This is a genomic window from Jiangella anatolica (assembly GCF_003236295.1).
Lineage (GTDB): Bacteria > Actinomycetota > Actinomycetes > Jiangellales > Jiangellaceae > Jiangella > Jiangella anatolica.
In genome coordinates, this window is record NZ_POTW01000103.1 from 1 (window position 1) to 24,625 (window position 24,625).

At 70.6% G+C, this 24,625-nt stretch carries 20 protein-coding genes and 1 rRNA gene; 19 read left to right on the plus strand and 2 right to left on the minus strand.

Annotated features, from left to right (window positions below):
- The 6 genes from C1I92_RS28045 to C1I92_RS28070 all read left to right on the plus strand — a co-directional run.
- The coding region (locus tag C1I92_RS28045) for an ABC transporter permease subunit (RefSeq protein ID WP_146605314.1) at positions 1–508 on the plus strand (508 nt) is incomplete at its 5' end.
- An 11-nt stretch (positions 509–519) separates the two neighbouring features.
- Positions 520–1,446 carry a carbohydrate ABC transporter permease gene (locus tag C1I92_RS28050; RefSeq protein ID WP_158564304.1) on the plus strand — a complete coding sequence of 309 codons (927 nt, stop codon included), beginning with the start codon at positions 520–522 and terminating at the stop codon, positions 1,444–1,446.
- 46 nt (positions 1,447–1,492) lie between these two features.
- Positions 1,493–3,055, plus strand: coding sequence for an ABC transporter substrate-binding protein (locus C1I92_RS28055; protein WP_111257933.1), 1,563 nt, complete (start codon positions 1,493–1,495; stop codon positions 3,053–3,055).
- 81 nt (positions 3,056–3,136) lie between these two features.
- Entirely contained in the window at positions 3,137–5,125 is a 1,989-nt protein-coding gene (locus C1I92_RS28060; protein ID WP_111257934.1) for a glycosyl hydrolase 2 galactose-binding domain-containing protein, read from the plus strand.
- On the plus strand, positions 5,122–7,200 hold the full coding sequence (locus tag C1I92_RS28065; protein WP_111257935.1) for a glycoside hydrolase family 36 protein: 2,079 nt from the start codon (positions 5,122–5,124) through the stop codon (positions 7,198–7,200). The genes C1I92_RS28060 and C1I92_RS28065 overlap by 4 nt, the downstream gene beginning before the upstream one ends.
- A 128-nt stretch (positions 7,201–7,328) precedes the next feature.
- On the plus strand, positions 7,329–9,815 hold the full coding sequence (locus tag C1I92_RS28070) for a carbohydrate-binding protein (protein WP_111257936.1): 2,487 nt from the start codon (positions 7,329–7,331) through the stop codon (positions 9,813–9,815).
- A 32-nt stretch (positions 9,816–9,847) separates the two neighbouring features.
- On the opposite strand, the gene C1I92_RS28075 is transcribed toward C1I92_RS28070, so the two are convergent.
- A complete protein-coding gene (locus C1I92_RS28075; RefSeq protein ID WP_111257937.1) occupies positions 9,848–10,228 on the minus strand; it encodes a VOC family protein in 381 nt (126 codons plus the stop codon).
- 113 nt (positions 10,229–10,341) lie between these two features.
- On the opposite strand from C1I92_RS28075, the gene C1I92_RS35105 reads away from it, so the two are divergent.
- From C1I92_RS35105 to C1I92_RS28110, 5 genes are all read left to right on the plus strand, one after another.
- The gene (locus C1I92_RS35105) at positions 10,342–11,484 is read left to right on the plus strand and encodes a hypothetical protein (protein WP_233507351.1); all 1,143 of its coding nucleotides are present in this window, start codon (positions 10,342–10,344) and stop codon (positions 11,482–11,484) included.
- A 55-nt stretch (positions 11,485–11,539) separates the two neighbouring features.
- Positions 11,540–12,568 (plus strand): DNA polymerase IV, encoded by a 1,029-nt coding sequence (locus C1I92_RS28095; RefSeq protein ID WP_111257941.1) that lies wholly within the window; start codon positions 11,540–11,542, stop codon positions 12,566–12,568.
- 102 nt (positions 12,569–12,670) lie between these two features.
- A complete protein-coding gene (locus tag C1I92_RS28100) occupies positions 12,671–13,270 on the plus strand; it encodes a molybdopterin-dependent oxidoreductase (protein WP_111257942.1) in 600 nt (199 codons plus the stop codon).
- Positions 13,240–14,004: a ferredoxin reductase gene (locus C1I92_RS28105; protein WP_111257943.1), complete on the plus strand. Its 765-nt coding sequence runs from the start codon at positions 13,240–13,242 to the stop codon at positions 14,002–14,004. The genes C1I92_RS28100 and C1I92_RS28105 overlap by 31 nt, the downstream gene beginning before the upstream one ends.
- A gap of 2 nt (positions 14,005–14,006) precedes the next feature.
- Positions 14,007–14,276 (plus strand): DUF6510 family protein, encoded by a 270-nt coding sequence (locus C1I92_RS28110; RefSeq protein WP_111257944.1) that lies wholly within the window; start codon positions 14,007–14,009, stop codon positions 14,274–14,276.
- On the opposite strand, the gene C1I92_RS28115 is transcribed toward C1I92_RS28110, so the two are convergent.
- Positions 14,277–15,293 carry a LacI family DNA-binding transcriptional regulator gene (locus C1I92_RS28115; RefSeq protein WP_199521669.1) on the minus strand — a complete coding sequence of 339 codons (1,017 nt, stop codon included), beginning with the start codon at positions 15,291–15,293 and terminating at the stop codon, positions 14,277–14,279.
- 188 nt (positions 15,294–15,481) lie between these two features.
- On the opposite strand from C1I92_RS28115, the gene C1I92_RS28120 reads away from it, so the two are divergent.
- The 8 genes from C1I92_RS28120 to C1I92_RS28155 form a co-directional block, all read left to right on the plus strand.
- On the plus strand, positions 15,482–17,422 hold the full coding sequence (locus tag C1I92_RS28120) for a glycoside hydrolase family 127 protein (RefSeq protein ID WP_111257946.1): 1,941 nt from the start codon (positions 15,482–15,484) through the stop codon (positions 17,420–17,422).
- An 11-nt stretch (positions 17,423–17,433) separates the two neighbouring features.
- Positions 17,434–18,858: an ABC transporter substrate-binding protein gene (locus C1I92_RS28125; protein WP_111257947.1), complete on the plus strand. Its 1,425-nt coding sequence runs from the start codon at positions 17,434–17,436 to the stop codon at positions 18,856–18,858.
- A 17-nt stretch (positions 18,859–18,875) separates the two neighbouring features.
- On the plus strand, positions 18,876–19,883 hold the full coding sequence (locus C1I92_RS35375) for a carbohydrate ABC transporter permease (protein WP_111257948.1): 1,008 nt from the start codon (positions 18,876–18,878) through the stop codon (positions 19,881–19,883).
- Positions 19,880–20,746 carry a carbohydrate ABC transporter permease gene (locus C1I92_RS28135; protein WP_111257949.1) on the plus strand — a complete coding sequence of 289 codons (867 nt, stop codon included), beginning with the start codon at positions 19,880–19,882 and terminating at the stop codon, positions 20,744–20,746. Before C1I92_RS35375 ends, C1I92_RS28135 begins: the two co-directional genes overlap by 4 nt.
- A 30-nt stretch (positions 20,747–20,776) precedes the next feature.
- Positions 20,777–21,919, plus strand: a complete 1,143-nt coding sequence (locus C1I92_RS28140) for a mandelate racemase/muconate lactonizing enzyme family protein (protein WP_111257950.1) — start codon at positions 20,777–20,779, stop codon at positions 21,917–21,919.
- A 30-nt stretch (positions 21,920–21,949) separates the two neighbouring features.
- Positions 21,950–22,567 carry a DNA-3-methyladenine glycosylase gene (locus tag C1I92_RS28145; protein WP_111257952.1) on the plus strand — a complete coding sequence of 206 codons (618 nt, stop codon included), beginning with the start codon at positions 21,950–21,952 and terminating at the stop codon, positions 22,565–22,567.
- A gap of 72 nt (positions 22,568–22,639) precedes the next feature.
- Positions 22,640–23,917, plus strand: coding sequence for a tyrosine--tRNA ligase (gene tyrS, locus C1I92_RS28150; RefSeq protein ID WP_111257951.1), 1,278 nt, complete (start codon positions 22,640–22,642; stop codon positions 23,915–23,917).
- A 609-nt stretch (positions 23,918–24,526) separates the two neighbouring features.
- Positions 24,527–24,625 (plus strand): 16S ribosomal RNA (locus C1I92_RS28155); the annotation flags it as partial.

The following is a 24,625-nucleotide window of genomic DNA, read 5'->3' on the forward strand; positions in this document are numbered from 1 at the left end:
GGGCGGGCTGGTCAACGAGGTGTTCGGAGTCTTCTCCCTGCCGTCGGTCAGCTGGTACTCCGAGCCGGGGCCGTGGCCGTGGATCCTCACGATCGTGAAGGTGTGGCAGCTGGCCGGCTACTACTCGGTCATCTACCTGGCCGCGATCACGGCGGTGCCGGAAGAGGTCTACGAGGCCGGGGTGATCGACGGCGCCAGCCGGGCGCAGATGGCGTGGCGCATCACGTTGCCGTTCCTGGTGCCGGTCACCGTCATTCTGATCATGCTGAGCATCGGCCGGATCTTCTTCGGCGACTTCGGCACCATCTACGCGATCATCCAGGACAACGGGATCCTCTTCCCGACCACGGACGTCATCGACACCTACGTCTTCCGCTCCCTGCGCACGAGCGGCGACTTCGGCATGACGGCAGCGGTCGGCCTGTTCCAGTCGATCGTCGGCTTCGTGCTCATCGCCGCCGCCGCGCTCTTCACCCGCCGGTACTCCCGCGAGAGCAGCCTGTTCTAGGAGGTATGGCCGTGGCGACGACGATCGAGGGGCTGGCCCCGACCGTGGCTCCGACCCCGGCGCCGGTGAGACCGCGCCGGCGCAGTGAACGGTTCACGATCGGCAGCACGATCGTGGTGGTGATCTACGCGCTGTGCTGCCTTGTTCCGTTCTGGGTGATCATCGCCTCCTCGCTCACCGACGAGTCGGAGGTGAGCCGGACGGGGTACAGCTTCTTCCCGTCGGACTTCTCCCTCGAGGCGTACGCACAGATCTTCGGCGGCTCGAGCTTCGTGATCAACGCGTACGTCGCGAGCGTGTTCATCACGGTCATCGGCACCGCGCTCGCGCTCAGCGCAACCAGCGGCCTGGCGTGGGTCATCTCGCGCCGCGAGTCGCGCTTCAGCCGGCCGCTGGCCTTCTACACCTACATCCCGCTGCTGCTCAGTGGCGGTCTCGTCCCGCTCTACATTCTCGTCACGCAGTACCTGCAGCTGCGGAACACGTGGTGGGCGGTCATCCTCCCGCTCGCGGTCTCGCCGTTCCTGGTGTTCGTGCAGATGCAGTTCTTCCGCGAGATCCCGCAGGCCCTGATCGACTCGGCGCGCATCGACGGCGCGAACGAGCTGCGGATCTTCTTCACCATCGTGCTGCCGATCTCCAAGCCGATCCTCGCCGTCATCGGCCTCTTCTACGGCGTCACGTACTGGAACGAGTGGTTCACGGCGCTCCTGTTCATCTCGGACAAGGAGCTGCAACCGCTGCAGCAGGTGCTGCAGATGATGATCGGCAACGTGAGCGCGGCCCAGGCCATCCAGCCGGCCGCCGAGGCGAGCGCACCCATCTACCAGCTGCGGATGGCGCTCACCGTCGTGACGATGGGCCCGATTCTGCTCGCCTATCCGTTCGCGCAGCGGTACTTCGTCAAGGGCCTAACCCTCGGCGCCACCAAGGGTTAGGCCGTGCACACCAGGAAGCCCCATCCCTCATAGACAAGGACGTCCCATGAGCGCAACACCACTATCCCACCAACTGTCCCGGCGTGGGTTCCTCCGGGGGGCTGCCGGTACCGCGGCACTGTTCGCCGTCGGCGGTCTCGCCGCCTGCGGGTCGGACTCGTCGTCCAGCCCCGGGCGGCTGGTCGGGCTCCTGCCCGGCAACGAGCCTGCCGGCTGGCCGGAGGTCCAGGCGGCCGTGAACGAGAAGCTCGAGGCCGACCTCGGCTTCACGTTCGAGCCGGAGTTCATCTCCTGGGACAACTACTTCCAGAACGAGCTGCTCAAGTTCACTGCGGGCGAGGACTTCGACACGGCGCTCGAGGCCCGCTGGCTCCACCTCGATCAGCTCATCTCCGACGGCGCGCTGGCCGACCTCGCCGCCGAGTGGGACAGCGGGAAGTACGAGGAGCTCACCGCGTCGATCGACGAGCGCCACATCCAGTTCGCGAAGACGGGGGACAAGCTGTTCGCCATCCCGCAGGTCAACACGGCCGGCATCGTCAACGGGTTCGTCGTGCGCCAGGACCTGGTCGAGAAGTACGGCATCGGCGAGATCACCAACTTCCAGCAGTTGGAGAAGTACTTCTACGACGTCAAGCAGAACGAGCCGGGCATGATCCCGTACGGGCTCGACAGCGGATACGTCAACAACACCGCCATCGCCCAGCCGATCGCGCTGTTCAACGAGCAGTCCTGGGAGGAGCCGAACTCGATGCCGCAGAACCTCGGCGGCAGCAAGCTGGCGTACATGGACCTCAGCGACGTCGCGGCGGGCAACTCCCGGCCGCTGCCGTTCTGGGAGCAGCCCGGCGTCATCGACGCGATCAAGAAGGTGCGCCAGTACTTCCTCGACGGCATCATCAACCACGACAGCGTCACCGTCGAGAAGACCACCGTCTTCGGGCAGTTCACGACCGGGCTCTACGCCGCGACGGAGGCGAACTCCGACGGGCTGACCACGTCGACGTTCCTGCCGACCACGACGAACATCCCGGGGTCGGCCATCGCGCAGGTCCACCCGTTCGCCGCCGGGCTCCAGGCGAAGGTCGCCTCGCTGTTCAGTGCCGACAACTACATGGTGGTCAACGCCGCGTCCGACGGCGTCGAGCGGGCCATGCAGCTGCAGAACTGGCTCTCGATCAAGGAGAACCACGACCTGCTCGCCTACGGCATCGAGGGCCGCGATTGGACGCCGGTCGGCAACGACCAATACGAGCTCACCAGCGAGTACTCGTTCCCGATCTTCGGGATCGGCTGGCGGGTGCCGCTGGAGCGGACGGTCGTGGGCATGGTCGACAGCGAGCGGGCGTGGTTCGACTGGGCGCGGAACTTCGACAGCTTCGTCGCCGATCCCTATGCCGGTTTCCTGTTCGACCCGGCGAACGTCGAGGCGGAGATCGCACAGCTCATCGCGGCGTACACGCAGTACGCGCTGCCGCTGTTCGCCGGTTCGGTCGACACGACGCCGGGATTGTCGGACTGCCAGCGAGCGTTCGAGGCCGCGGGCTACGAGAAGGTGCTCGACGAGATGAAGACCCAGGCGGACGCGTTCCTGGCGGCCAAGGGGTAGCCGGTCCGCCGGACGGGCCGGGCGGTGGGATCGCCCGGCCCGTCCGCACGCCGACGTGACGACGACGACGGAACGGATGACATGAGGGTGACGAAGGATCTCGCGGCCGGGGCGTGGACGCTGCGGGGCTGGCGGCAGAACGACTGGGAGCTGGCCCGCACCCCGGAGCGGGCAAAGGTGTCCGTGCCGGACATCGGGCCGATCCCGGTCGCCGTGCCGGGCTCGGTGCGGCGTGCACTGCTCGCGTCGGGCGAGATCCCCGACCCGGTGGTGGGACGCAACTCCCGGGCGTCGGAGTGGATCGAGCGGCGGCACTGGACGTTCTCGACCACCCTGCCGGCCGACGTGCTCGCCGAGGCACGCCGGCGTCCCGGGGCGCGTGCGGTGCTGGTGTGCGAGGGCCTCGACCATGCGGGACAGGTGTTCCTCGGCGACATCGAGGTCGGCGCGTTCCGCGGATCGTTCACCCCGTACGAGTTCGACCTGACCGAGGCTCTCGCCGGTGGCGCCGACCAGCTGTCGATCGTCTTCACCGACGTCCCCGACGGTCTCGGGCAGAACGGCTGGACCTCGCGCATCCGCGCGTGGAAGCCGCGGTTCAACTATGGCTGGGACTGGACGCCGCGGCTCGTCCAGACCGGGATCACCGAGCCGCCGCGACTGGAGATCCGCGACGGCGGCGTGCTCGACCCGGTGGCCGTGCGGACCAGGTACGACGCGTCGACCGGTGCGGCGGCGCTCCTGGTGTCCGTCGCGGTACCGGCCGCCGAGCCGGAGCAGCGGATCGAGGTCAGCGTCGACGGACCCGGCATGTCGGCGACCCGGACGGTGCCGGTTGCGGACGCCGGGACCATGACCATCGACGTCACCGGCGTGCTCGAGTGGCGCGTTCTCCCCAGGGGGCCCCAGGCGCTCTACGCCGTCCGAGTCCGCCTGCTCTCGGGCACCGGGTCGACGGACGACCTCTACGAGACGCGCGTCGGCTTCCGTCAGGTCGAGTGGCACGCCGCGGAGGCCAGCCCGCCGGAGGCCGAGCCCTGGCTGTGCGTCGTGAACGGTGAGCCCCTCTTCCTGCAGGGTGTCAACTGGGTGCCGATCCGGGCCGACTACGCCGACGTGACGCCCGAGGACTACCGCTCCCGGCTGCTGGCCTACCGCGAGCTCGGCGTCAACGTGCTGCGGGTCTGGGGCGGCAGCGGCCTGGAGACGGAGACGTTCTACCGCCTCTGCGACGAGCTGGGCATGCTGGTCTGGCAGGAGCTGCCGCTCAGCTCGTCAGGGCTCGACAACGCTCCGCCGGCGGACGCCGAGTTCGCCGCCGAGCTGGCAGAGATCGCCGTGAGCTACAGCGCGCGACGCTCGCACCATCCGTCCCTCGTGCTGTGGGGCGGCGGGAACGAGCTGACCGCCGTGACGGCGCCGGCCGTTCCGGGAACGCCCCTCGGCGAGGACCATCCGGCGCTCGCCGCCGCCGGTGCGGCCTTCCGCCGGGCCGACCCGGACCGCCGCTACGTCGCGACCTCGCCGACCGGCCCGCGCTTCGAGGCCGACGAGCGCGAGTTCGGTCTGGGTCTGCACCACGACGTTCACGGCCCATGGGACCACACGGGCGACCTCGTCTCGTGGCAGCGGTACTGGGACAGCGACGACGCGGTCCTGCGGTCGGAGGTGGGCGTCGCGGGTGCGAGCGGGTTCGAGCTGTTGGAGGCCTTCGGGTTGCTGCCCTCGGGTCTGCCCGACGCTGACCTGCGCCGGCTGTGGACCCACTCCGCCGGCTGGTGGCTGCGCGACTTCGACCGTCGGCCGCCCGGACCGGTGCGCGAGTGGATTGCCGCCAGCCAGGCCCGGCAGGCCCACATGCTCGCGTACGCGGCGCGCGCGACGAAGGCGCGGTTCCCCCGGAGTACGGGATTCATCGTCTGGATGGGCCACGACGCCTTCCCTTGCGCGGTGAGCCTGGCGCTGCTGGACTACCGCGGCGACCCCAAGCCCGCCGCGCTGGCACTGCGCGAGGTCTTCCTGTCCGCCACCCCGGAGGCGCTCGAGCCGGCCGGGCAGGAGAGCGCGTGATCACGGTCCGGGGTGAGCTGCTCGAGGTCCGGCTCGACCTGAGCCCCGGCGCGCCGGTGACGATGGCCGCGGCCCGCCCGCGGGGCGGCGGCTCGCTCGTCGCGCCGCACCCGCTGCTCGTCGTCTTCACCGCCACGGAACGCCAGCTGAGCAGGATGAGCCATGGCTACGCCGACTCCGCGATCGGCCGGCGCCTGCGCTATGTGTCCCACTGCGAGTCGCGCGACGAGCACGCGACCCGCGTCGAGATCCTGCAGCGGGATCCGGCGAGCGGCCTCGCGGTCACGACGGCGCTCGCGCTGCCGCACGACGCGGCGGCGATCGGGTTCTCGCATCGCGTGACCAACGACGGCGACGGTGACGTCGTGCTGCTTGCGCTCTCGAGCGCGACCGTCGGGTTCGGGGCCGGCCCGGGCATGCTCGACCCGCTCGAGCTCCTCTGGGCCGACAGCGGCTGGACCGCGGAGGGACGATGGCACCAGCGGCCGCTGCGCGACCTGCTGCCGCGGATCGATCTCGGCAGGTACGGCCAGGACGTGGCACGGCGGTTCGGCCGCACCAGCCGTGGCACGTGGTCGACCGGCGAGGCGCTGCCGGGCGGCGTGGTCGTCGATGGCCGCACGGGCGGCGCGCTGGCCTGGCAGATCGAGTCCAGCGGCCCGTGGCACTGGGAGGTGGGTCACACGCCGGGTGGCGGCTACGTCGCCGTCCTCGGGCCCACCGACGCCGAGCACGGGTTCGCCACGCGGCTGGCGCCGGGGGATACCTACGACGCGCCACCGGCAGCGGTCGCCCTCTCTGCCGCGGGCCGGGACGGCGCGTTCGCGGCCCTGACCGATTACCGCCGCAGCCGCCGGGAGCGGCGCGCCGTCGATGCGACGTTGCCCGTCGTCTACAACGACTTCATGAACACGCTGGCCGGGGACCCGTCGGCGGAGAAGCTGGCGCCGCTGATCGGCGCCGCGGCCGACGCCGGCGCCGAGTACTTCTGCATCGACGCGGGCTGGTTCGCCGATGCGGACGAGGGCGACTGGTGGGACCGGATCGGCGAGTGGCGCGAGGGCCGGGGCCGGTTCACCGGAGGCCTGCGGTCCGTCGTCCGGCTCATCCGCGCGCGCGGCATGGTCCCGGGCCTCTGGCTCGAACCCGAGGTGGTCGGCGTGGCCGGCCCGGTCGCGTCGGCGCTGCCCGACGAGGCGTTCTTCCGGCGCTTCGGGGTCCGGGTCGTCACCCACGGGCGCTACCACCTCGACGTCCGGCACCCGGCGGCGCGCGCCCACCTCGATTCGACGATCGACGAGCTCGTCGAGCGCTACGGGATCGGATACTTCAAGCTCGACTACAACATCGACCCGGGTGCCGGCACCGACGTCGCCGCCACCAGCGCGGCAGAGGGCCTGCTGGGCCACGTCCGGGCACATCGGCGCTGGCTCGCGGACGTCCAGGAGCGGCATCCGGCGATCCTGTTCGAGAACTGCGCCGCCGGAGCCATGCGGATGGACCCCGGGCTGCTCTCGCTCGCCCACCTGCAGTCGACGAGCGACCAGCCCGACGATCGCGCGTACGTCCCGATCGCCTCGGCCGCGCCGGCGAGCATGCCACCGGAGCAGTGCGGCAACTGGGCGTACCCGGCGGCGGACATGGACCCGGAGCGGACGGCGTTCTCGCTGGTCGCCGGGTTGGCCGGCCGGCTCTACCTCTCCGGCTTCCTCGACCGCCTCGACGCCGTCCAGCGCGGACTCGTGCACGACGCCGTCGCGGTCGCGAAGGCGTGGCGGCATCGGGTCGCCGGGTCGCATCCCGTGTGGCCGCTCGGCCTGCCGGCGTGGGACGACGCCGTCGTCGCGCTCGCCCTCGACTGCGGAGACGACTACCTCCTCGCGGTGTGGTCGCGAGGCGACGAAGCCGACGTGACGATGGAGCTGCCGGCACCCGTGCGTCCGCCGGACCAGGTGTTCCCGGCCACGCTGCCGTCGTGGCGGGCCGCAGCACACGGCCACCGGCTCGCACTCGCGGTTCCCGCCGGCCCGGCCGCCCGGTTGCTGCGTCTAAAGAAGGGACACATCGGGACCTAAACCGGTATAGACACGTGACCTAAACCGGTATAGAGTCACCTCGGGCCCGCCCCAGGAATGCCTGAGGCGGGACATCGGGCGAGCCGTTCGGGGGCGGCCGCATCAGGCCTCAACGCAGAGGAGCTCCGATGAAGAGACTCGCTTCGTTCGCCGCCGTCTTTGCCGCCCTCGCGATGGTCGTGCTGAACCTGGGCTTCGCCCCGGTGGCCGCCGCCTACGACCCCAAGCTGCCGAAGATGCCCCCAGCCACGTCCGTCGTCGTGCTCGATCTGAGCAAGGACAAGAGCGAGCATTCCTGGGAGACCACTGAAGCGCTGCTGGCGATCACGACGATCCAGGGCATCGTCAACCGCACGAGCAGCACGAAGATCTACCTGGTCAACGCGCCGCAGAAGTGGACCGGTGTGTGGAACCCGGCGCCTACCGACCAGTGGGCGCTCGACGACGGCCTCGTGCCGGTACCGAAGACCTATCCCGTGCTCGACCAGACCAAACGGTTCCCGGTCCTCAGCTATCTCGCTCAGAACTACGGGTCCTTCCTCGATGGCAAGATCCTCTACCCGAGCCTGTCGACCAGCGTGAACGACAGCGCGGTCATGGCGGCGATCACGGCGGCGGCTCAGGAGGACGCCATCCCGCTGTCGTCGGCCATCGAGTCCTACCTGGCCGCGGAGGGCCGTACGTATCCGCAGATCGCCGACACGCGCGGGTTCACCAGCGAGGTCGCCGCCTTCGACTGGGCCCGGGCGAACTACCTGCAGGCCGACACGACGAGATCGTTCGTCGCGAAGCACGGCTTCAAGTACTGGGGCGGCGGCCCCGCGCTCGTCCCGATGTCGTTCGACTACTTCGTCGCCAGCAAGGCCTTCATCTACAGCCTGGACGCCAACGTCCCAGCCGAGCGGGCGGCCGTCGGGAACCTGCTGAACACCACCAACTATCCGGCCGGCACACCCGTGCTCGGCGAGATCAACGGGGAGCTGTCGGAGCTGCACGAGATCAGCGACCGCGGCTACCTGTTCATCTTCCTCGACGGCGCCAACTACTCGGTGCACAGCTCCTTCGCCTCGGACCCCGCGGCCATCACGGCGCCGGCCGCGCCGGTCGCGTCACCCGTTGCGGGGAACGGCGCGTACGTCGCCTTCTACGTCACCGACGGCGACAACGTCAGCATCTCGGCCTACAACCACCACAATCATTGGAGGAACTCGCCGGACAAGGGTGAAGTGCCGATCGGGTGGTCGTTGCCGCCGATCCTCCTCGACCTCTACCCGAAGAAGCTCCAGTGGTTCTCCGCGAACAACTACGGAAACGCGTACGAGATCGTTGCGAACTACAACGACGGGAGTGCGCCGAACACAGCGGCTGGCGCGACCGCCTTCGCAGCCACCTACAAGGACTACATCGACAATTCCAACGGGCTGTTCCGGAGCATGAACTACTTCGACACGTCGACGGCGGGCAACTCCGTCGTGAGCGCGATCGACCCGGACTTCGCGATCCGGGGCTACCAGGGCGCCACCAACGGCAACCCCGTCACCTGGTCGCTCGTGGGTCAGATCCCGAACACAACGATCAGCGGCGCCACCCAGAACGTGGCGACGCCGCAGGAGATCGCCAACGCGGCGAAGTACGTCGTGGACAGCACCCCGGCCGGGACGCCGGCCTTCGTCGTCGTCGCGATCGGCGACGGCGGGCACTCCGGCGACCCGGCCGCAGACGCTGCGGCGGCGGTGGACCTCCTGCTGGCGAACTCCAACGGGCGCGACTACCACTTCATGCGGCCCGTGGACCTCGCCGCCACCTGGAAGGCGTACAACGCTCCCTCGGCGGGGAGTGAGCGCGAGGCGGAGTCCGGCACGCTCACCGGCGGCGCCGCGGTCTACAGCAACTCCGCGGCGTCGGGTGGTCAGATCGTCGGGTCGTTCTACCAGGGAGGCGCGATCAGCCTGGCGAACGTCGCGACGAGCAGCTCGGTCCAGGTCCGCTACGCGAACGGTTCGACGGTGACCGGGAGGACCAGCCTCTATGTGAACGGGGTCGACGTCGCCCAGGTCAGCCTGCCACCCACCGGCAGCTGGGACACGTTCGCCACCGTCACGGTCAACGCCGCGCTCTCCGGGGCGGTGAAGCTGCAGATCGATCCCGACGACGGCGCCGCGATGGGCGGGAGCTTCATCACCGCGGGGAACATCGACAAGTTGACCTTCTCCGGATCCGGGACCGGCGGCCCGTCGAATCTCGAGGCCGAGGCGGCGACGCTCGCCGGCGGACCGGCCGTGTACAGCAACGGCTCCGCGTCGGGCGGCCAGATCGTGGGCAGCTTCTATCAGGGCGGGTCGCTGACCTTCCCCGCCGTGGCGAGCGGGAGCACGCTCGCGGTCCACTACGCGAACGGCTCGACGATCACCGGGAAGGCCAGCCTGTACCGGAACGGCGTCGACGTCGCCCAGATCAGCCTGCCCCCGACCGGGAGCTGGGACACCTTCGGAACCGCGACGGTGAGTACGGCGATCTCGGGCACGCTGAAGCTGCAGATCGATCCCGACGACGGCGCCGCGATGGGCGGCAGCTTCATCACCGCCGGCAACATCGACAAGATCGCCATCAGCTAGGCGCGCCGGGCCGGCTGGGTCACCCCGGTGACTCAGCCGCCGTCCTGCCAGAGGCCCATGACGTTGCCTTCCGTGTCGCGGAAGTAGGCCGCGAACCCCATGTCCATGACGGCCGTCTTCGGCAGCACCGTGGCGCCGCCGACCCGCTCCACGGCTGCCAGCGCGGCGTCCATGTCGTCCACCTCGATGGTGACGATCGGCCCGGTCCGTTCCGGGTCGCGGGTGAACAGGCCGCCGTTGATGCCGCCCGGCTCGGTCGGCCGGCCCGACTCGTCCATCGGCGTGGTGACGACCATGGTGTAGTCGACCTCCGGCATCGGGGTCAGCTCCCACCCGAACGCGGCGCGATAGAACTCGCGTGCCCGATCGAGGTCGTCGGCGGGGATCTCGAAGTGCGCGACTCGTCCGGTCATGATGACCGTCCTCTCAACGATGAGCGTCGTCCACGTCGAGCCTAGACCCGTTCGGCCCGCCCGGGCTGACGTAGATTCGAAGCAGCCGACGTGAGCCGATGAAGGAGCCGACCATGGCGCACAGTCCCAGGACCATCCAGCCGGGCGACGTCCAGGACGAGCGCGTGGCCCGGCTGCCTCTGACGGCCGCGTACACCTGGGCCTACCTGCCCGCCGTCCTCGACGACGAGGGCCGCGCGATCGACAACGCCGCGGTGGTCAACGGCCGGCTCTGGCCGCTGCGGTTCGACGAGCACCCCACCACCGCCATGGCCGCCGACCTCGACGCCCTGGCCGACGAGGGCCTCGTCTGCCGCTACGTCGTCGACGGCCAGGCCTACCTGCACGATCCGGCGTGGCGACGGCGGCAGCGGCTGGTCCGCCCGGAGAAGTCGGCGCTGCCGCGCTGCCCGGTCCACGACTCCGGCGTCCGCGAGTTCGTCGGCGACACGATCACGTCGGTGCAGGACCAGGTCAGCTCCATCCTCGGCGGCGCGGCCGTCAACGCCGGGACGACGAGGGTCCGCGACACGGTCGCCCGCATCGTCGAGGACGTGACGTTCCCGGTCGACCCGGCGAAGGCGGCAGCCTATGGCCAGCGCATCCGCGACTTCCTCGGCGGCGCGACGGCTGGCCACGACCACGACCCGGCCGGCGCCACACGGTTCCCGGTCGCCGGCTCCGTCGACACCGCGCCCGACCCGGCGGCCGAGGTCGAGTACGACGCCCACGGCGCAGCCGTCGCGAAGGGCGGCAGCTCGGCCGGCGCTGCGCCCGGCCCGGTCCGCTCGGACGCTGTCCCCGGCTCCGAGCCGACCGCCGGAGCCGACCAGCCAGCACCGGGCGACGTCTGGCGCGCCGCCACCGATGACCCGGCCGATCCCATCGACCCAGCCGATCCCATCGACCCGGCGGATCCCATCGACCCAGCCGATCCCATCGACCCGGCGGATCCCATCGACCCGGCGGATCCCGGGGATCCCAGGGATCCGGCAGGCCCAATCGACCCCGCGGACCCCATTCACCCGGCTGATCCCAGGGATCCGGCGGGCCCCATCGACCCGGCGGACCCCGTGGACCCCGTGGACCCTGCGGACCCCAGGGATCCGGCCGACCCCGTGCACCCTGCGGACCCCAGCGACCCTGCGGACGCCATCGACCCGGCGAACCCCGCGGACCCGGCCGACCCCGGAGACCCGGCCGGCCCCGCCCGCTGAGCCGCCCGCGTCCGTCGTCCCACACGTTGTCACCCCGGCCGGACAGAATGGCCGTGTGTCCCGCTGGGTGCTGCACGTCGACCTCGACCAGTTCATCGCCGCCGTCGAGGTGCTCCGGCGTCCCGAGCTCGCCGGCACACCGGTCGTGGTCGGCGGTGACGGCGACCCGACCAAGCGCGGCGTCGTCGCCACCGCGTCGTACGAGGCGCGCGCGTTCGGCGTGCACTCCGGTCTGCCCCTGCGCACCGCGCTGAAACGCTGCCCGGACGCGGTCTTCCTCCCTGTCGACAAGCCCGCCTACGAGGCCGTCTCGGCCGACGTCATGCAGACGTTGCGCGAGTTCGGCACCGTCGAGGTGCTCGGCTGGGACGAGGCGTTCGTCGACGCGGGCCCGGCCGGCGACGACGACCCCGAGGGCACCGCGCGCCGCATCCAGCGGCGGGTTCACGAGGCCACCGACCTGCACTGCACCGTCGGCATCGGCGAGAACAAGCTGCAGGCCAAGCTGGCCACCGGGTTCGGCAAGCCGGCCGGCGTCGCGACGCTCACCTACGAGTCGTGGTTCGACGTGCTCGGCGACCGCCCGGCCGATGCGCTGTGGGGGATCGGCGCGAAGACGGCGAAGAAGCTGGCCGAAATGGACATCCACACCGTCCGCGACCTCGCCGGCACGCACCCCGACACCGTCGCGAAGCGGTTCGGGCCCACCATCGGCCCGTGGCTGGTCCGGGTCGCCCGTGGCGTCGCGTCGGCGCGGGTCACCGGCGAGCCGTGGCTGGCCCGTTCGCACGGCAAGGAGATGACCTACCAGCGCAACATCGAGGACTGGGACGAGGTCCGCCGCGAGGTCGTCCGGCTGGCGCACGACGTCACCGCCGAGGTCGTCGCGGAGGGCCGGCCCGCGGTCCGTGTCGTCGTGAAGGTCCGGTACGCGCCGTTCTTCACGTCCACCCACGGCCGCAAGCTGCCCGAGCCGTCCAGCGACGGCGACGCGCTCGCCGCGGCCGCGCTGGAGGCGTTGGACCGATTCACCGACCGCCGTCCGGTCCGTCTCCTGGGCGTTCGGGCGGAGTTCGGCGGCTGAGCCATGCGACATGACGATTCCTCTGGACTCCGGCCGCGGGGGAGAGGACCATGTGCCCTGGGTGGGAGCGCTCACACGGCGCTTGATTGAACGGGGGGAACGATGGGGATCGTGTCTCCGGGTTTCCGTAGGAGACGACGAGACGAGGACAGCCGGTTGCCGCCCGGCCAGTACCTGACCGAGGACTTCCCGGTGCTGTCCGCCGGGCCGACGCCGAACATCCCGCTGGACCGGTGGGAGTTCGTCATCGCCAGCGAGGACGGCCGGGAGTACCGGTGGACGTGGGACGAGCTGCTGGAGCTGCCGGCGGAGGAGCCGACGGTCGACATCCACTGCGTCACCAAGTGGTCGAAGCTCGAGACGACGTGGCGCGGTGTCTCGCTCGACGTCCTGATGGAGGACGTGGAGACGACGGCCGACTTCGCCCTCGCCCACAGCTACGGCGGCTACACGACGAACCTGCCGCTGGAGGACCTGCTCGACGGCAAGGCGTGGATCGTCTACGAGTTCGAGGGCTCCGAGCTCGCGCCGCAGCACGGCGGCCCGGCGCGGCTGCTGGTCCCGCACCTGTACTTCTGGAAGTCGGCGAAGTGGGTGCGCGGCATCCAGCTGCAGGAGTTCGACGAGCTGGGGTTCTGGGAGAGCGTCGGCTACCACGATTACGGTGACCCGTGGCGCGAACAGCGCTACCAGGGCGATTGAGCGCCCGGATCGAGTGGCGTGTCGCGACGCTCGCCGAGTTCCGCAACGAGACCGCGACCGCCCGGACGCTGCTGCTCGACGTCCCCGGCTGGCCGGGCCACCTGGCCGGTCAGCACGTCGACGTCCGGCTCACCGATGCCGACGGCTACAGCACGCAACGCAGCTACTCGCTGGGCGCGCCGGCCGACGGTGAGCGGGTCGAGCTGACGGTGCAGAAGGTGCCCGGCGGCGAGGTATCGGAGTACCTGACCGACGTGTACTCCATCGGCGACCCGATCGAGCTGCGTGGGCCGGTCGGCGGCTGGTTCGTCTGGCATCCGTCGCGCACCGCGCCGGTGCTGCTGGTGGCGGGCGGGTCGGGCATCGTCCCGCTGATGGCGATGGTCCGCGCCCGCCGGCAGGCCCGCAGCCGGGCGCCGTTCCGGCTGATCTACTCCGTCCGCTCGCCGGCTGACCAGTACTTCTCGTCCGAGCTGCGCCGCTCCGCCGTCGACGACAGCGGCCTGGACGTCACGACCGTCTACACCCGCTCGGCGCCGCCGGGCGCGACCCGCGAACCAGGGCGGATCGGCGGCGCGGACCTGGAGCGGTACGGCTGGCCGCCGCAGTTCGAGCCGACGTGCTTCGTCTGCGGGCCGACCGGGTTCGTCGAGAAGGTGGCGAACACGCTGGTCGGCCTCGGTCACGACCCGCGCCGCATCCGCACCGAGCGCTTCGGCCCGACTGGAGGCTGACCATGACCCAGGACTATCAGGACGGCAACGCCCTGGCCGGCCCGCTCGCCGAGCTGTTCGCCGTCGACGTGACCGCCGCGACCGGCCGCTGTGTCAGCTGCGGCGACACCGGCCGCGTCGCCGACCTGCGGGTCTACGGCCACGAGCTCGGCTGGGTGGCCCGCTGCCCGTCGTGCGACCACGTGATGCTGCGGCTGGTCCGGTCACCGGACGCGGCCTGGCTGGACCTGCAGGGGACGTTGAGCCTGCGGGTCCCGCTGCCGCCGTCCTGATCACGACTGCGGATCCACCAGCCGCACCCCGGTCGACTCACGGAGCATGAGCCAGGCCGGCACGGTCTCGGTGCTGCCCTGGACCGGCGTTCCGGCGATCATGTCGAGCAGCCGGGTCGCGGCGACCCGGCCCACCTCGCGCAGGTTCGGATCGACGGTCGTCAGCGGCGGGCGGCACCCCGCGGCCATGGGCTCCCAGTTGTCGAACCCGACGACCGCGATGTCGCCCGGCACTCGCAGCCGCCGGTCACGCAGTGTCTCGACGACGCCACGTGCGATCTGGTCCGAGCCGCAGAAGATCGCGTCGGTGTCGGGGGCGGCGTGCAGCAGCATCTCGGCGGCCCGGCGGCCCCAGTCCTCGCTCCACTCGCCGTAGAACACCTGACCCCCCGCCAGGTCCAGCCCGGCCGAATCGAGCACCGACTGCAGGCCGGCCGCCCGCTCGCGTGGATCGGCGAACCGCTCCGGCCCGGTGATGTGGCCGATGTGGGTCCGCCCGGCGGCCAGCAGGTGCCGGCCGGCGAGCGCGCCGCCGCCGACGTCGTCGGTGGTGACGCAGAAGTCCGACGGATCGCTCGACTGCGCGATGACGTAGACCACCGGCACGCCCGAGGCCACCGCGAGCGGGGGCCGGGTCTGCTTGCGGCGGCCGGCGACGATGATGCCGTCGACCCGGCGCTCGTCGAGCGTCTGGGCGTGGTGATGCTCGCGGATGGGGTCGTCGCGGGTGTCGCAGAGGAACACGGAGACGCGGTCGGCGCCCAGGGCGTCCTCGACGCCGAGCATGAGCGGGTTGCCGAACCGGCCGAACCGGTCGGTGGTGATGACGGCGACGGTGTACGTGCGGCCGGACTGCAGGCTCTGCGCCAGCGCGTTGGGCCGGAACCCCAGGTCGCGCGCGGCCGCGACGACCCGGGCGCGGGTCTCTTCGCGCAGCTGGCCGCGGTTGTTCAGCGCCTTGGAGACCGTGCCGACGGACACTCCGGCGCGCACGGCGACGTCACGGACGGTGGGCACCCGCTGGGACACCGTCGACCACCCCTTCCAACCCCGGCGGCCGGCCCGCCGCGTCGATCCGCTCATTGTGCTTGCGCTTGACGAGTTCTGGCGAGGCGCACTAGCGTGCGGCCAGAAAACCTATTCCGAAAGTTCACCATACATCGTTACGACGTGCAGGAAAACAGTTTCCGACAGCAGGAGCCACCATGACAGAGTCCACGCCGGCCGGCCCGGTGGCGCCGTCCGCCGCGGCCGCCGTCAGGCTCCGTCCGCTCGGCGTCGGACAGGTGCGCATCACCGGCGGCCTGACGGGGGAATGGCAGCGCCGCACCCGTGAGGTCACCGTCCCGGGAGCGGTCGACCTGATCCAGAGCACCGGCACGCTGCGCAACCTCGAGATCGCGGCCAGCACGGCCGAGGGCGAGTTCCAGGGCATGCACTTCGCCGACTCCGACGTCGCCAAGGTGATCGAGGCCATCGCCTGGCGGCTGGCCGCCCACGGACCGGACGACGACCTCCACAAGACGATCGACCACTGGACCGGGGTCCTCGAGCGGGCCCAGCGACCCGACGGCTACCTGAACTCCTGGGTCCAGACCACCGCGCCCGGCCGCCGCTACGCCGAGCTCGTCTCCAGCCACGAGCTGTACTGCTACGGCCACCTCATCCAGGCCGCCGTCGCCCTCGACCGCGCCACCGGCGACGGCCGGCTGCTCGCCGTCGCCCGCCGCGTCGCCGATCACGTCGTCGCCGAGTTCCTCCGGGGTGGCCGGCCCGGTCTCGACGGCCACCCGGGGATCGAGACCGCGCTGGTCGAGCTCTACCGCCACACCGGCGAGCGCGCCTACCTCGACCAGGCCGCCGACTTCGTGGAACGACGGGGCCACGGTCACGCCGGCGAGTCCGACCGCGGCTCGGTCTACCTCGTCGACCACGAGCCCGTCCGGACCGCCACCACGCTGAACGGGCACGCCGTCCGCGCGCTGTACCTCGAGGCCGGCGTCGTCGACGTGGCGGCCGAGACCGGCGACGGCGAACTGCTGGCCGCGTCGGTCCGCCGCTGGGAGGACACCGTCGCGCACAAGACCGCCCTCACCGGCGGGCACGGGTCACGGCACCTGTTCGAGACGTTCGGCGACCGCGACGAGCTGCCGCCCGACCAGTCGTACAACGAGACGTGCGCCGCGGTCGCGAGCATCCACTGGAGCTGGCGGCTGCTCCTGGCCACCGGCGAGGCGCGGTTCGCCGACCTCGTCGAGCGCACGCTCTACAACACCGTCGCCGCCAGCACGAACGTCGACGGCGACCGCTTCTTCTACGTCAACCCGCTGCAGCGCCGGCCCGACTCCACGCCGCCACCCAAGGGCGGCCGGCGGCGGCCGTGGTTCCGATGCGCCTGCTGCCCGCCCAACGTCGCCCGCCTGATCGGTGCGCTCGGCCACTACGCGGCCACCACCAGGAGCGACGGAGTCCAGCTGCACCTGTTCGTCCCGGCCGAGATCCGGACGAGCGACAGCGTCCGGCTCACCGTCGCGACGGAGTACCCCGACGACGGCCGCGTCCGCGTGACCGTCGACGCCACACCCACGACGCCCTGGCGGCTCGACCTGCGGCTGCCCGCCTGGAGCGCCCCTCACCGCACCGCGCTCACCGTCGCCGGGACCCCGGCCGGCGTCCGCCCCGACGAGCGCGGCTACCTGGTCGTGGACCGCGCGTGGCGGGCCGGCGACACCGTGGACCTCGACCTCGACGTCGCGCCGCGGCTCACTTATCCACACCACCGTCTCGACGCGCTGCGCGGCACCGTCGCCGTCGAGCGCGGACCGCTCGTGTACTGCTTCGAGCAGGTCGACCAGCCCGCCGGAGTCCCGCTCGACGACCTCGCGCTGACCGGCGGTGACACGTTGACAGCACGCCGCGAGAGCGGCACCGGGCTGCCCGGCCCGGTCACCGTCGTCGATGCCGCGGCCGACGTCCTGGCCGCGCCGCCCCGCACCGGCCTGCCCTACGGCGCCGCCCACGCGGCCGCCCCGGCCGTGCGCGCCCGGGTCACCGCCCGGGCCGTGCCCTACCACCTCTGGGACAACCGCGACCGCGGCGCCATGCGCGTCTGGTTGCCGCGCTCACCCCGCCACGACGAACGCTAGGAGAACCGACGATGCCTCTCTCGACGAACCGGCGCCGCCTCGCCATGGCGCTGGCCGCCGCCGCGGCCACGCTCGCCGTCACCGCGTGTGGTGGCGGCGACGACACCGACGGCGGCAGCGGCGGGGAGTCCTCCGAGCCGCTGACCTTCTGGACGCTCGAGTCCGAGCCGAACCGCGTCGCCCGCACCGAGGCCAACCTCGAGCGGTTCACCGAGCAGACCGGCATCGAGGTCGAGCTCGTCACCGTCGAGGAGACCGCCGTCCCGCAGCAGATGATCACCAACGCCGCGTCCGGCACCCTGCCCGACGTCGTCGACCACCCCATGGTCATGACGAGCCGCTGGCTGGCCGACGGGCTGCTCGACGCCGAGGCCGCGCAGGAGGTCGTCGACGAGCTCGACCCGTCGACGTTCCGCGAGGCGGGCCTGGAGTTCGCCACCGTCGACGGCACCGTCGCGGCCGTACCTACCTCCGGTTGGGGCTTGATCATGCACTACCGCAAGGACTGGTTCGACGCGGCCGGGCTGGAGCCGCCGACGTCGTTCGAGAACATCCTCGCCGCCGCGGAGGCGTTGCACGACCCCGACAACCAGCGCTACGGCATCGTCCTGGGCAACGACCCCGGCCACCAGGTGACGCAGCAGATCTTCGAGCACTTCGCGCTGGGCAACGGCTGCCAGCTCATCGGCGACGACGACGAGCTCGCCCTGGACGACGAGCGGTGCGTCGAGACGTTCGAGTTCTACAACGAGCTGCTGACCAACTACGCGCCCGCCGGCACGTTCAACAGCGTCGACCAGCGCGCCGCCTACCTGGCCGGCCAGGCCGCCATGATGCCGCAGGGCCCGTTCACGCTGCACCGCCTCGCCGGTCTCGAGGACGCGGAGCTGGCCAACTGCGCCGAGTGCACCGCCGAGCCGGGCTACCTCGCCGCCAACACCGGCATCGTGTCCGAGATCGAGGGCTACCACGGCGACAGCGCGCAGTACGGCCGCGTCAGCAACCTCGGCATCACCGTCGACGCCGACACCGAGCACGCCCAAGAGCTGGTGAAGTACCTGGTCGGCGACGGCTACACCGAGTGGCTCGCGCAGGTCCCCAACGGCATGATCCCCATGCGCACCGGCACCCCGGACAACCCCACCGAGTTTGTCGACGCCTGGCAGCAGCTCAACATGGGCGTCGACCGCGACGGCACGCTCGTCGAGTACTACGGCGAGGACACCGTCACCGAGCTCGTCGACGGCGCGCAGAACTTCGACGCCTGGGGCATCCAGCAGGGCTTCGGCGAGCTGGTCGGCGTGCTGTACGAGCTCACGACCATCCCGGCCGCCGTCGGCGACGTCCAGAACGGCGTGCTGACGCCGGAGGAGGCCGCGGCCGACGTCCAGCAGAAGCTGTCCGACGAGCTCGACCTCATCGAGTCCGCCGGCTGACCCCGTCAGGGAACCCGATGACCACCACCACGCAGGCGCCGCCGGGATCGGACCGGCCCGGCGGCGCCACGCCCCGCGGCAGGCGCGACCGCAAGCCGTCGCCGTCGCGCCGGCGGGAGGCACGCTTCGCCTACCTGCTCCTGCTGCCGGCGATCCTCGCCACCGTCGTCCTGGTCGTGCTGCCGGTGCTGTGGAACGTCACCATCAGCCTGCAGAGCCTGCGGCTGATCGAGCTGCGCAACTTCACGCCGTTCGGCTTCCTCCAGGCCGAGCTCGGGTTCGACAACTTCCGGCTGGTGACGCAGCAGCGAGAGTTCTGGTCGACGGCCGGGCGCACCGTCGTCTACGCGCTGGCCGGGACCGTGCTGTCGCTGCTGCTCGGCCTCTGGGCGGCGCTGGCGATGCGGCGGCCCTTCCGCGGGCGGAGCGCGGTGAAGGCGCTGCTCCTGGTGCCGTACGTGCTGCCGGTGGTGGCCGCGGCGTTCGTCTGGCGGACCATGCTGTCGCCGCAGTACGGCATCGTGAACGCCTGGGGGCAGGACTGGTTCGGCTGGTCTCGGGTCGACTTCTTCGGCCAGCAGAGCATCGACCTGCCGCTGGTGGGCACCGTCCCGCTGGCGTTCAGCACCGTCATCGCGTTCGAGGCGTGGCGCTACTTCCCGTTCGCGTTCATCTTCGTCTACGCGCGGCTGCAGGCGATCCCGAAGCACCTGTACGAGGCGGCGACCATCGACGGCGCCACCATCACCCAGCAGTTCCGCCACGTCACGTTCCCGGCGCTGCGCGGGGTGCTTGCGGTGCTGTTCCTGCTGCGGTTCATCTGGAACTTCAACGACTTCACCAACATCTACCTGCTCACCGGCGGCGGCGCTGGGACGCGGGTCATCTCCATCGAGATCTACGAGTGGCTGATCGGGCGGAGCAACCCCGGCGCGGCGGCGGCGCTGTCGCTGATCCTGGCCGCGGTGATGCTCGTCGTCCTCACGGTCTACGTCCGCTGGCAGGCGAGGAGGGACCAGGCATGAGCCGGCACGCGTTCGAGGAACGGTTCTTCCGCATCGCCCGCTGGGCCAGCATCGCGTTCTTCGTCTGCCTGACGGGGTTCCCGCTGGTCGTCATGCTCGGGTTGTCGTTCCGGCCGGTGTCGTCGCTGCTCAACGAGCCCGGCCGGCTGCTGCCGCGGCTGTCCGAGATCGACCTCGGCGGCTACACGCGCATCCTGTCCAGCCGCGAGGACGGCGGCTTCGGGTTCGCCGGCTTCATCGGCAACAGCGCGTACATCGCCGGCGTCACCGTCGTCCTGTCGCTGACGTTCGGCATCTTCGCCGCGTACGCCGCCGCCCGGCTGCGCTACCGCGGCGCCTCGTTCGTCAACGCCTCGATCCTGATGGTGTACCTGTTCCCCCCGCTGGTGTTCGCGGTGCCGCTGTTCGTCATGTTCACGCGCCTGGGCATGCGGCCCTCGTTCACCGCGGTCATCATCATCTACTTCGCGTACACGCTGCCGCTGGCGCTGTACATGCTGCGCAACTACTTCAGCAGCGTCCCGGTCGACATCGAGGAGGCCGCGCGCATCGACGGCGCCTCCCGGCTCGGCGTCATCCGGCACGTCATCGTCCCGCTGTCGGCGCCGGCCATCGCCACCGTCGGCATCTACGTGTTCATGTCGGCGTGGGACGAGTTCCTGTTCGCCCTGCTCTTCCTGGTCGAGGACCGCGACTCGTGGACCGTCGCCCTGGGCATCAACCAGCTGGAGGCGAACGTCGGAACGCCGACGACGGTGCTCATGGCCGGCTGCGTGGTCATCACCATCCCCGTCGTCGTGGCGTTCTCGCTGGCCCAGCGCTTCCTCACCGAAGGACTCACGTCCGGCTCGGTGAAGGACTGACCCGTTCCGCAGACCCGTGGAGAAGACACCGTGATCGTGACCGATGTTCGTCCCCTCCTGCTCGACCGCTATCTGCTGGTCGAGGTTCGGACCGACACCGGCCTGACCGGGCTCGGCGAGTCCGGTGCGTGGGGGTTCCTCGAGGCGTCGGCGGGGGCGGTCCAGGCGTTCGGCCGTTACCTCGTCGGCAAGGACCCGCTGCTCATCGAGCACCACTGGCAGTACATGTACCGCTCCAGCCACTTCGGCGGCTCGGCGGTCATGGGCGCGCTGAGCGCCATCGACATCGCGCTGTGGGACATCAAGGGACAGCACTACGAGGCGCCGGTGTACGAGCTGCTCGGCGGCCGGGTGCGGTCGAAGGCACGGGCGTACGGGCACGTCTTCGGGTCGACGCGGTCGGAGCTGGTCGACGGGGTCGTGGCCGCGAAGGAGGCCGGCTTCACCGCCGTCGGGCACCTGACGCCGTTCCTCGACGAGCCGTTCTCCGAGCCGTACTTCGAAACGCACGCGCAGAAGGTCCGCGGCGCCGTCGACGCCGTCCGGCAGTACCGCGAGGCCGTCGGCGACTCCGTCGACCTGTGCATCGAGCTCCACCGCCGGCTCACCCCGGCCGAGGCGGTGCAGGTCGCACTGGGCATCGAGCAGTACCACCCGATGTTCATCGAGGATCCCGTCCTGCCGGACAACGCCGACGAGATGGCCTACGTCGCCGGCAAGGTCAACGTTCCGATCGCGACGGGGGAGCGGCTCACCAGCATCTGGGAGTTCGACATGCTGCTGCGCCGCGACGCCGTCCAGTACGTCCGCCCCGACGTCTGCCTGGTCGGCGGCATCACGGGCGCCAAGAAGGTCGCCGCGCTGGCCGAGGCCCGTCACGTCGGCGTCATCCCGCACAACCCGCTGAGCCCGGTGTCGACGGCGGCCTGCCTGCAGATCGCCGCCAGCGTGCCGAACTTCGTCCTGCAGGAGTACCCGCTGGGCGAGGACGAGTACCCGAAGAAGGACATCGTCGAGCCCGCCTACGGCTACGACGGCGCCGGCTTCCTCACCATTCCCGACGTCCCGGGCATCGGTGTGACGCTGCGCGAGGGTGCGGCCGAGGCGGCGCCGCCGAAACCGTGGGAGATCCGGACCCGCCTGCACGTCGACGGTTCGGTCATCGACCAGTGAGGTGATACTGGCGCCGTGACGACGGCGACGATGGAACGTGCGTTCCTGGCCCGGCCCGGCCTGGCGGTGGCACCTGACCTGCTCGGATGCGTGCTGCGGCACACCACGCCCGAGGGGACGGTGGCCGTGCGGCTGACCGAGGTCGAGGCGTACCAGGGCGCCGACGACCCGGGCTCGCACGCGTACCGCGGCCGCACGCCGCGCAACGACGTCATGTTCGGGCCGGCCGGTCATCTCTACGTCTACTTCACCTACGGCATGCACTTCTGCGCGAACGTGGTGTGCGACGTCGACGGGACGGCGACCGCGGTGCTGCTGCGGGCCGGCGAGGTCGTCGAGGGATCGGCGCTGGCCGCGGCCCGGCGGCTGTCGGCGCGGACGGCGCGCGAGTACGCCCGCGGCCCGGCCCGGCTGACGACCGCCCTGGGCCTCGGCCGTCTCGACAACGGCGTCGACCTCTGCTCGCCCGGATCGCCGACCGTGTTGCTGCCGGGACCGCCGGTCGACGCCGCACGGGTGCGGTCCGGCCCGCGGGTCGGCGTCAGCGGGCCCGGCGGCGACGGCGTCGCGTTCCCATGGCGGTTCTGGCTGGACGACGAGCCGACCGTGTCCACGTACCGGCCGCACGTGCCGAAGCGGCGGAAGTGATTCGCGCCGCTCCGGGCGCGTGCGAGACCATGGGGGCGTCGCATCCCTACACGAGGAGACCGAGGACCGACCGTGACCGACATCCTGGACGAGCTGCACTGGCGCGGGCTCATCGCGCTGTCCACCGACGAGCAGGCGCTGCGCTCTGCTCTGGCAGCCGGTCCGGTCACCTATTACTGCGGGTTCGACCCCACGGCGCCGAGCCTGCACATCGGCAACCTCGTGCAGGTCCTGACGGTGAGACGCCTGCAGCTGGCCGGCAACGACCCGCTGGCGCTGGTCGGTGGCGCGACGGGGCTGATCGGCGATCCGAAGATGACCGGCGAGCGGACGCTGAACGACCGCGACGTCGTCTCCGGCTGGGTGGAACGCATCCGCAAGCAGATCGAGCCGCTGCTCGACTTCGACGGCCCGCATCCGGCGCGCATGGTGAACAACCTCGACTGGACGGCCCCGCTGTCGGCCATCGACTTCCTGCGCGACGTCGGCAAGCACTTCCGGCTCAGCCGCATGCTGTCCAAGGAGTCGGTGAGCGCCCGGCTCAACAGCGAGCAGGGCATCAGCTTCACCGAGTTCAGCTACCAGATCCTGCAGGGCATGGACTACCTGGAGCTGCACCGCCGCTACGGCTGTGTCCTGCAGACCGGCGGCAGCGACCAGTGGGGCAACCTCACCAGCGGCGTCGACCTCATCCACCGGGTCGAACGGCAGTCGGTGCACGCCCTGGCCACGCCGCTCATCACCAAGGCCGACGGCACCAAGTTCGGCAAGACCGAGACCGGCACCGTCTGGCTCGACCCCGAGATGACCAGCCCGTACGCGTTCTTCCAGTTCTGGGTCAACGCCGACGACCGCGACGTCATCGGGTACCTCAAGGTGTTCAGCTTCCGGTCCCAGGAGGAGATCGCGGAGCTGGAGCGCGAGGTGACGGAGAAGCCGGCGGCCCGCTCGGCGCAGCGCGCGCTGGCCGAGGAGCTGACGTCGCTGCTGCACGGGCCGGACGAGACGGCGAAGGTCATCGCCGCGTCCCGGGCGCTGTTCGGCATGGGATCGCTGGACGAGCTCGACGCCGGCACCCTCAGGGCGGCCCTCGACGAGGCCGGCGCCCCGACCGTCGAGGCGGGCGAGGAGCTGCCCTCCTACGTCGACCTGCTGGTCCAGTCCGGGCTCGTCGACTCCCGCTCCGCCGCCCGCCGGACGATCTCCGACGGCGGCGCCTACGTCAACAATGTCCGGCTCGATCCCGGTCTGTCCCCGGACGATCGGCCGGCTCGTGGTGATCTTCTGCACGGGCGGTATCTGGTGCTGCGTCGCGGCAAGCGCACGGTCGGTGGGATCGCGCTCGCGTGATCTTGCGTCGGCGTCTTGCCGATGTGCCGCTGACCTGCGGAAACGTCGGTGAGACGGCCGTCACAGAGATTCGTCCGGCCAGGATTTGACTCCCGCTCCCCGGGACCGTAAGTTTCTCTTCGGCTCGCAGGGAGCGGGACGCCGGAAACGGCGGCCGGCCTGCAGGGTCACCATCACTCAAGGCTCGCCGAGCAGACCCATGTCCGGGTCCGATCGGGGGGCGAGCGGCGGGACTGCGAAGCGGTTTGTTTCGACGGACCAGACGCAGTAAGCTGAGGGAACTGCTTCGGGCAGGGGTTCTGGTTCCAGAACCGTCCACCAGGCTCAACCTGGTGTTGACCGAAGAAGATCCACAGAGCGTCTCACGTTGATGCCCTAGCGGGTGTCTTGTGGGTGCGTCCGATTTTTGAGAACTCAACAGTGTGCCTGATGATGTTTGGTTGATGCCAAGTTTGTTTGTGTCCTCGGGCTGGCACCTCTTTGTGGGGTGTTGGTTTGTTGGATTCCTTTGGTAGCGCAATTGTCCTCTTACCGGGGGATGGTTGTGTTGCTGGGGTTGAGTTTCTTCTGATGATGGTTGGTCCACTCTTTTGAGTGATCGCATATTCATTGATGGAGAGTTTGATCCTGGCTCAGGACGAACGCTGGCGGCGTGCTTAACACATGCAAGTCGAGCGGAAAGGCCCTTCGGGGTACTCGAGCGGCGAA

What these genes read in the sequence shown, in the direction of transcription:
- C1I92_RS28075 (WP_111257937.1), bottom strand. Translation starts at nt 10,228, where the DNA reads ATGACCGGACGAGTCGCGCACTTCGAGATCCCCGCCGACGACCTCGAT.
- C1I92_RS28055 (WP_111257933.1), top strand. Translation starts at nt 1,493, where the DNA reads ATGAGCGCAACACCACTATCCCACCAACTGTCCCGGCGTGGGTTCCTC.
- C1I92_RS28145 (WP_111257952.1), top strand. Translation starts at nt 21,950, where the DNA reads ATGGAACGTGCGTTCCTGGCCCGGCCCGGCCTGGCGGTGGCACCTGAC.
- C1I92_RS35375 (WP_111257948.1), top strand. Translation starts at nt 18,876, where the DNA reads ATGACCACCACCACGCAGGCGCCGCCGGGATCGGACCGGCCCGGCGGC.
- C1I92_RS28120 (WP_111257946.1), top strand. Translation starts at nt 15,482, where the DNA reads ATGACAGAGTCCACGCCGGCCGGCCCGGTGGCGCCGTCCGCCGCGGCC.
- C1I92_RS28070 (WP_111257936.1), top strand. Translation starts at nt 7,329, where the DNA reads ATGAAGAGACTCGCTTCGTTCGCCGCCGTCTTTGCCGCCCTCGCGATG.
- C1I92_RS28060 (WP_111257934.1), top strand. Translation starts at nt 3,137, where the DNA reads ATGAGGGTGACGAAGGATCTCGCGGCCGGGGCGTGGACGCTGCGGGGC.
- C1I92_RS28135 (WP_111257949.1), top strand. Translation starts at nt 19,880, where the DNA reads ATGAGCCGGCACGCGTTCGAGGAACGGTTCTTCCGCATCGCCCGCTGG.
- C1I92_RS28110 (WP_111257944.1), top strand. Translation starts at nt 14,007, where the DNA reads ATGACCCAGGACTATCAGGACGGCAACGCCCTGGCCGGCCCGCTCGCC.
- C1I92_RS28125 (WP_111257947.1), top strand. Translation starts at nt 17,434, where the DNA reads ATGCCTCTCTCGACGAACCGGCGCCGCCTCGCCATGGCGCTGGCCGCC.
- C1I92_RS35105 (WP_233507351.1), top strand. Translation starts at nt 10,342, where the DNA reads ATGGCGCACAGTCCCAGGACCATCCAGCCGGGCGACGTCCAGGACGAG.
- C1I92_RS28100 (WP_111257942.1), top strand. Translation starts at nt 12,671, where the DNA reads ATGGGGATCGTGTCTCCGGGTTTCCGTAGGAGACGACGAGACGAGGAC.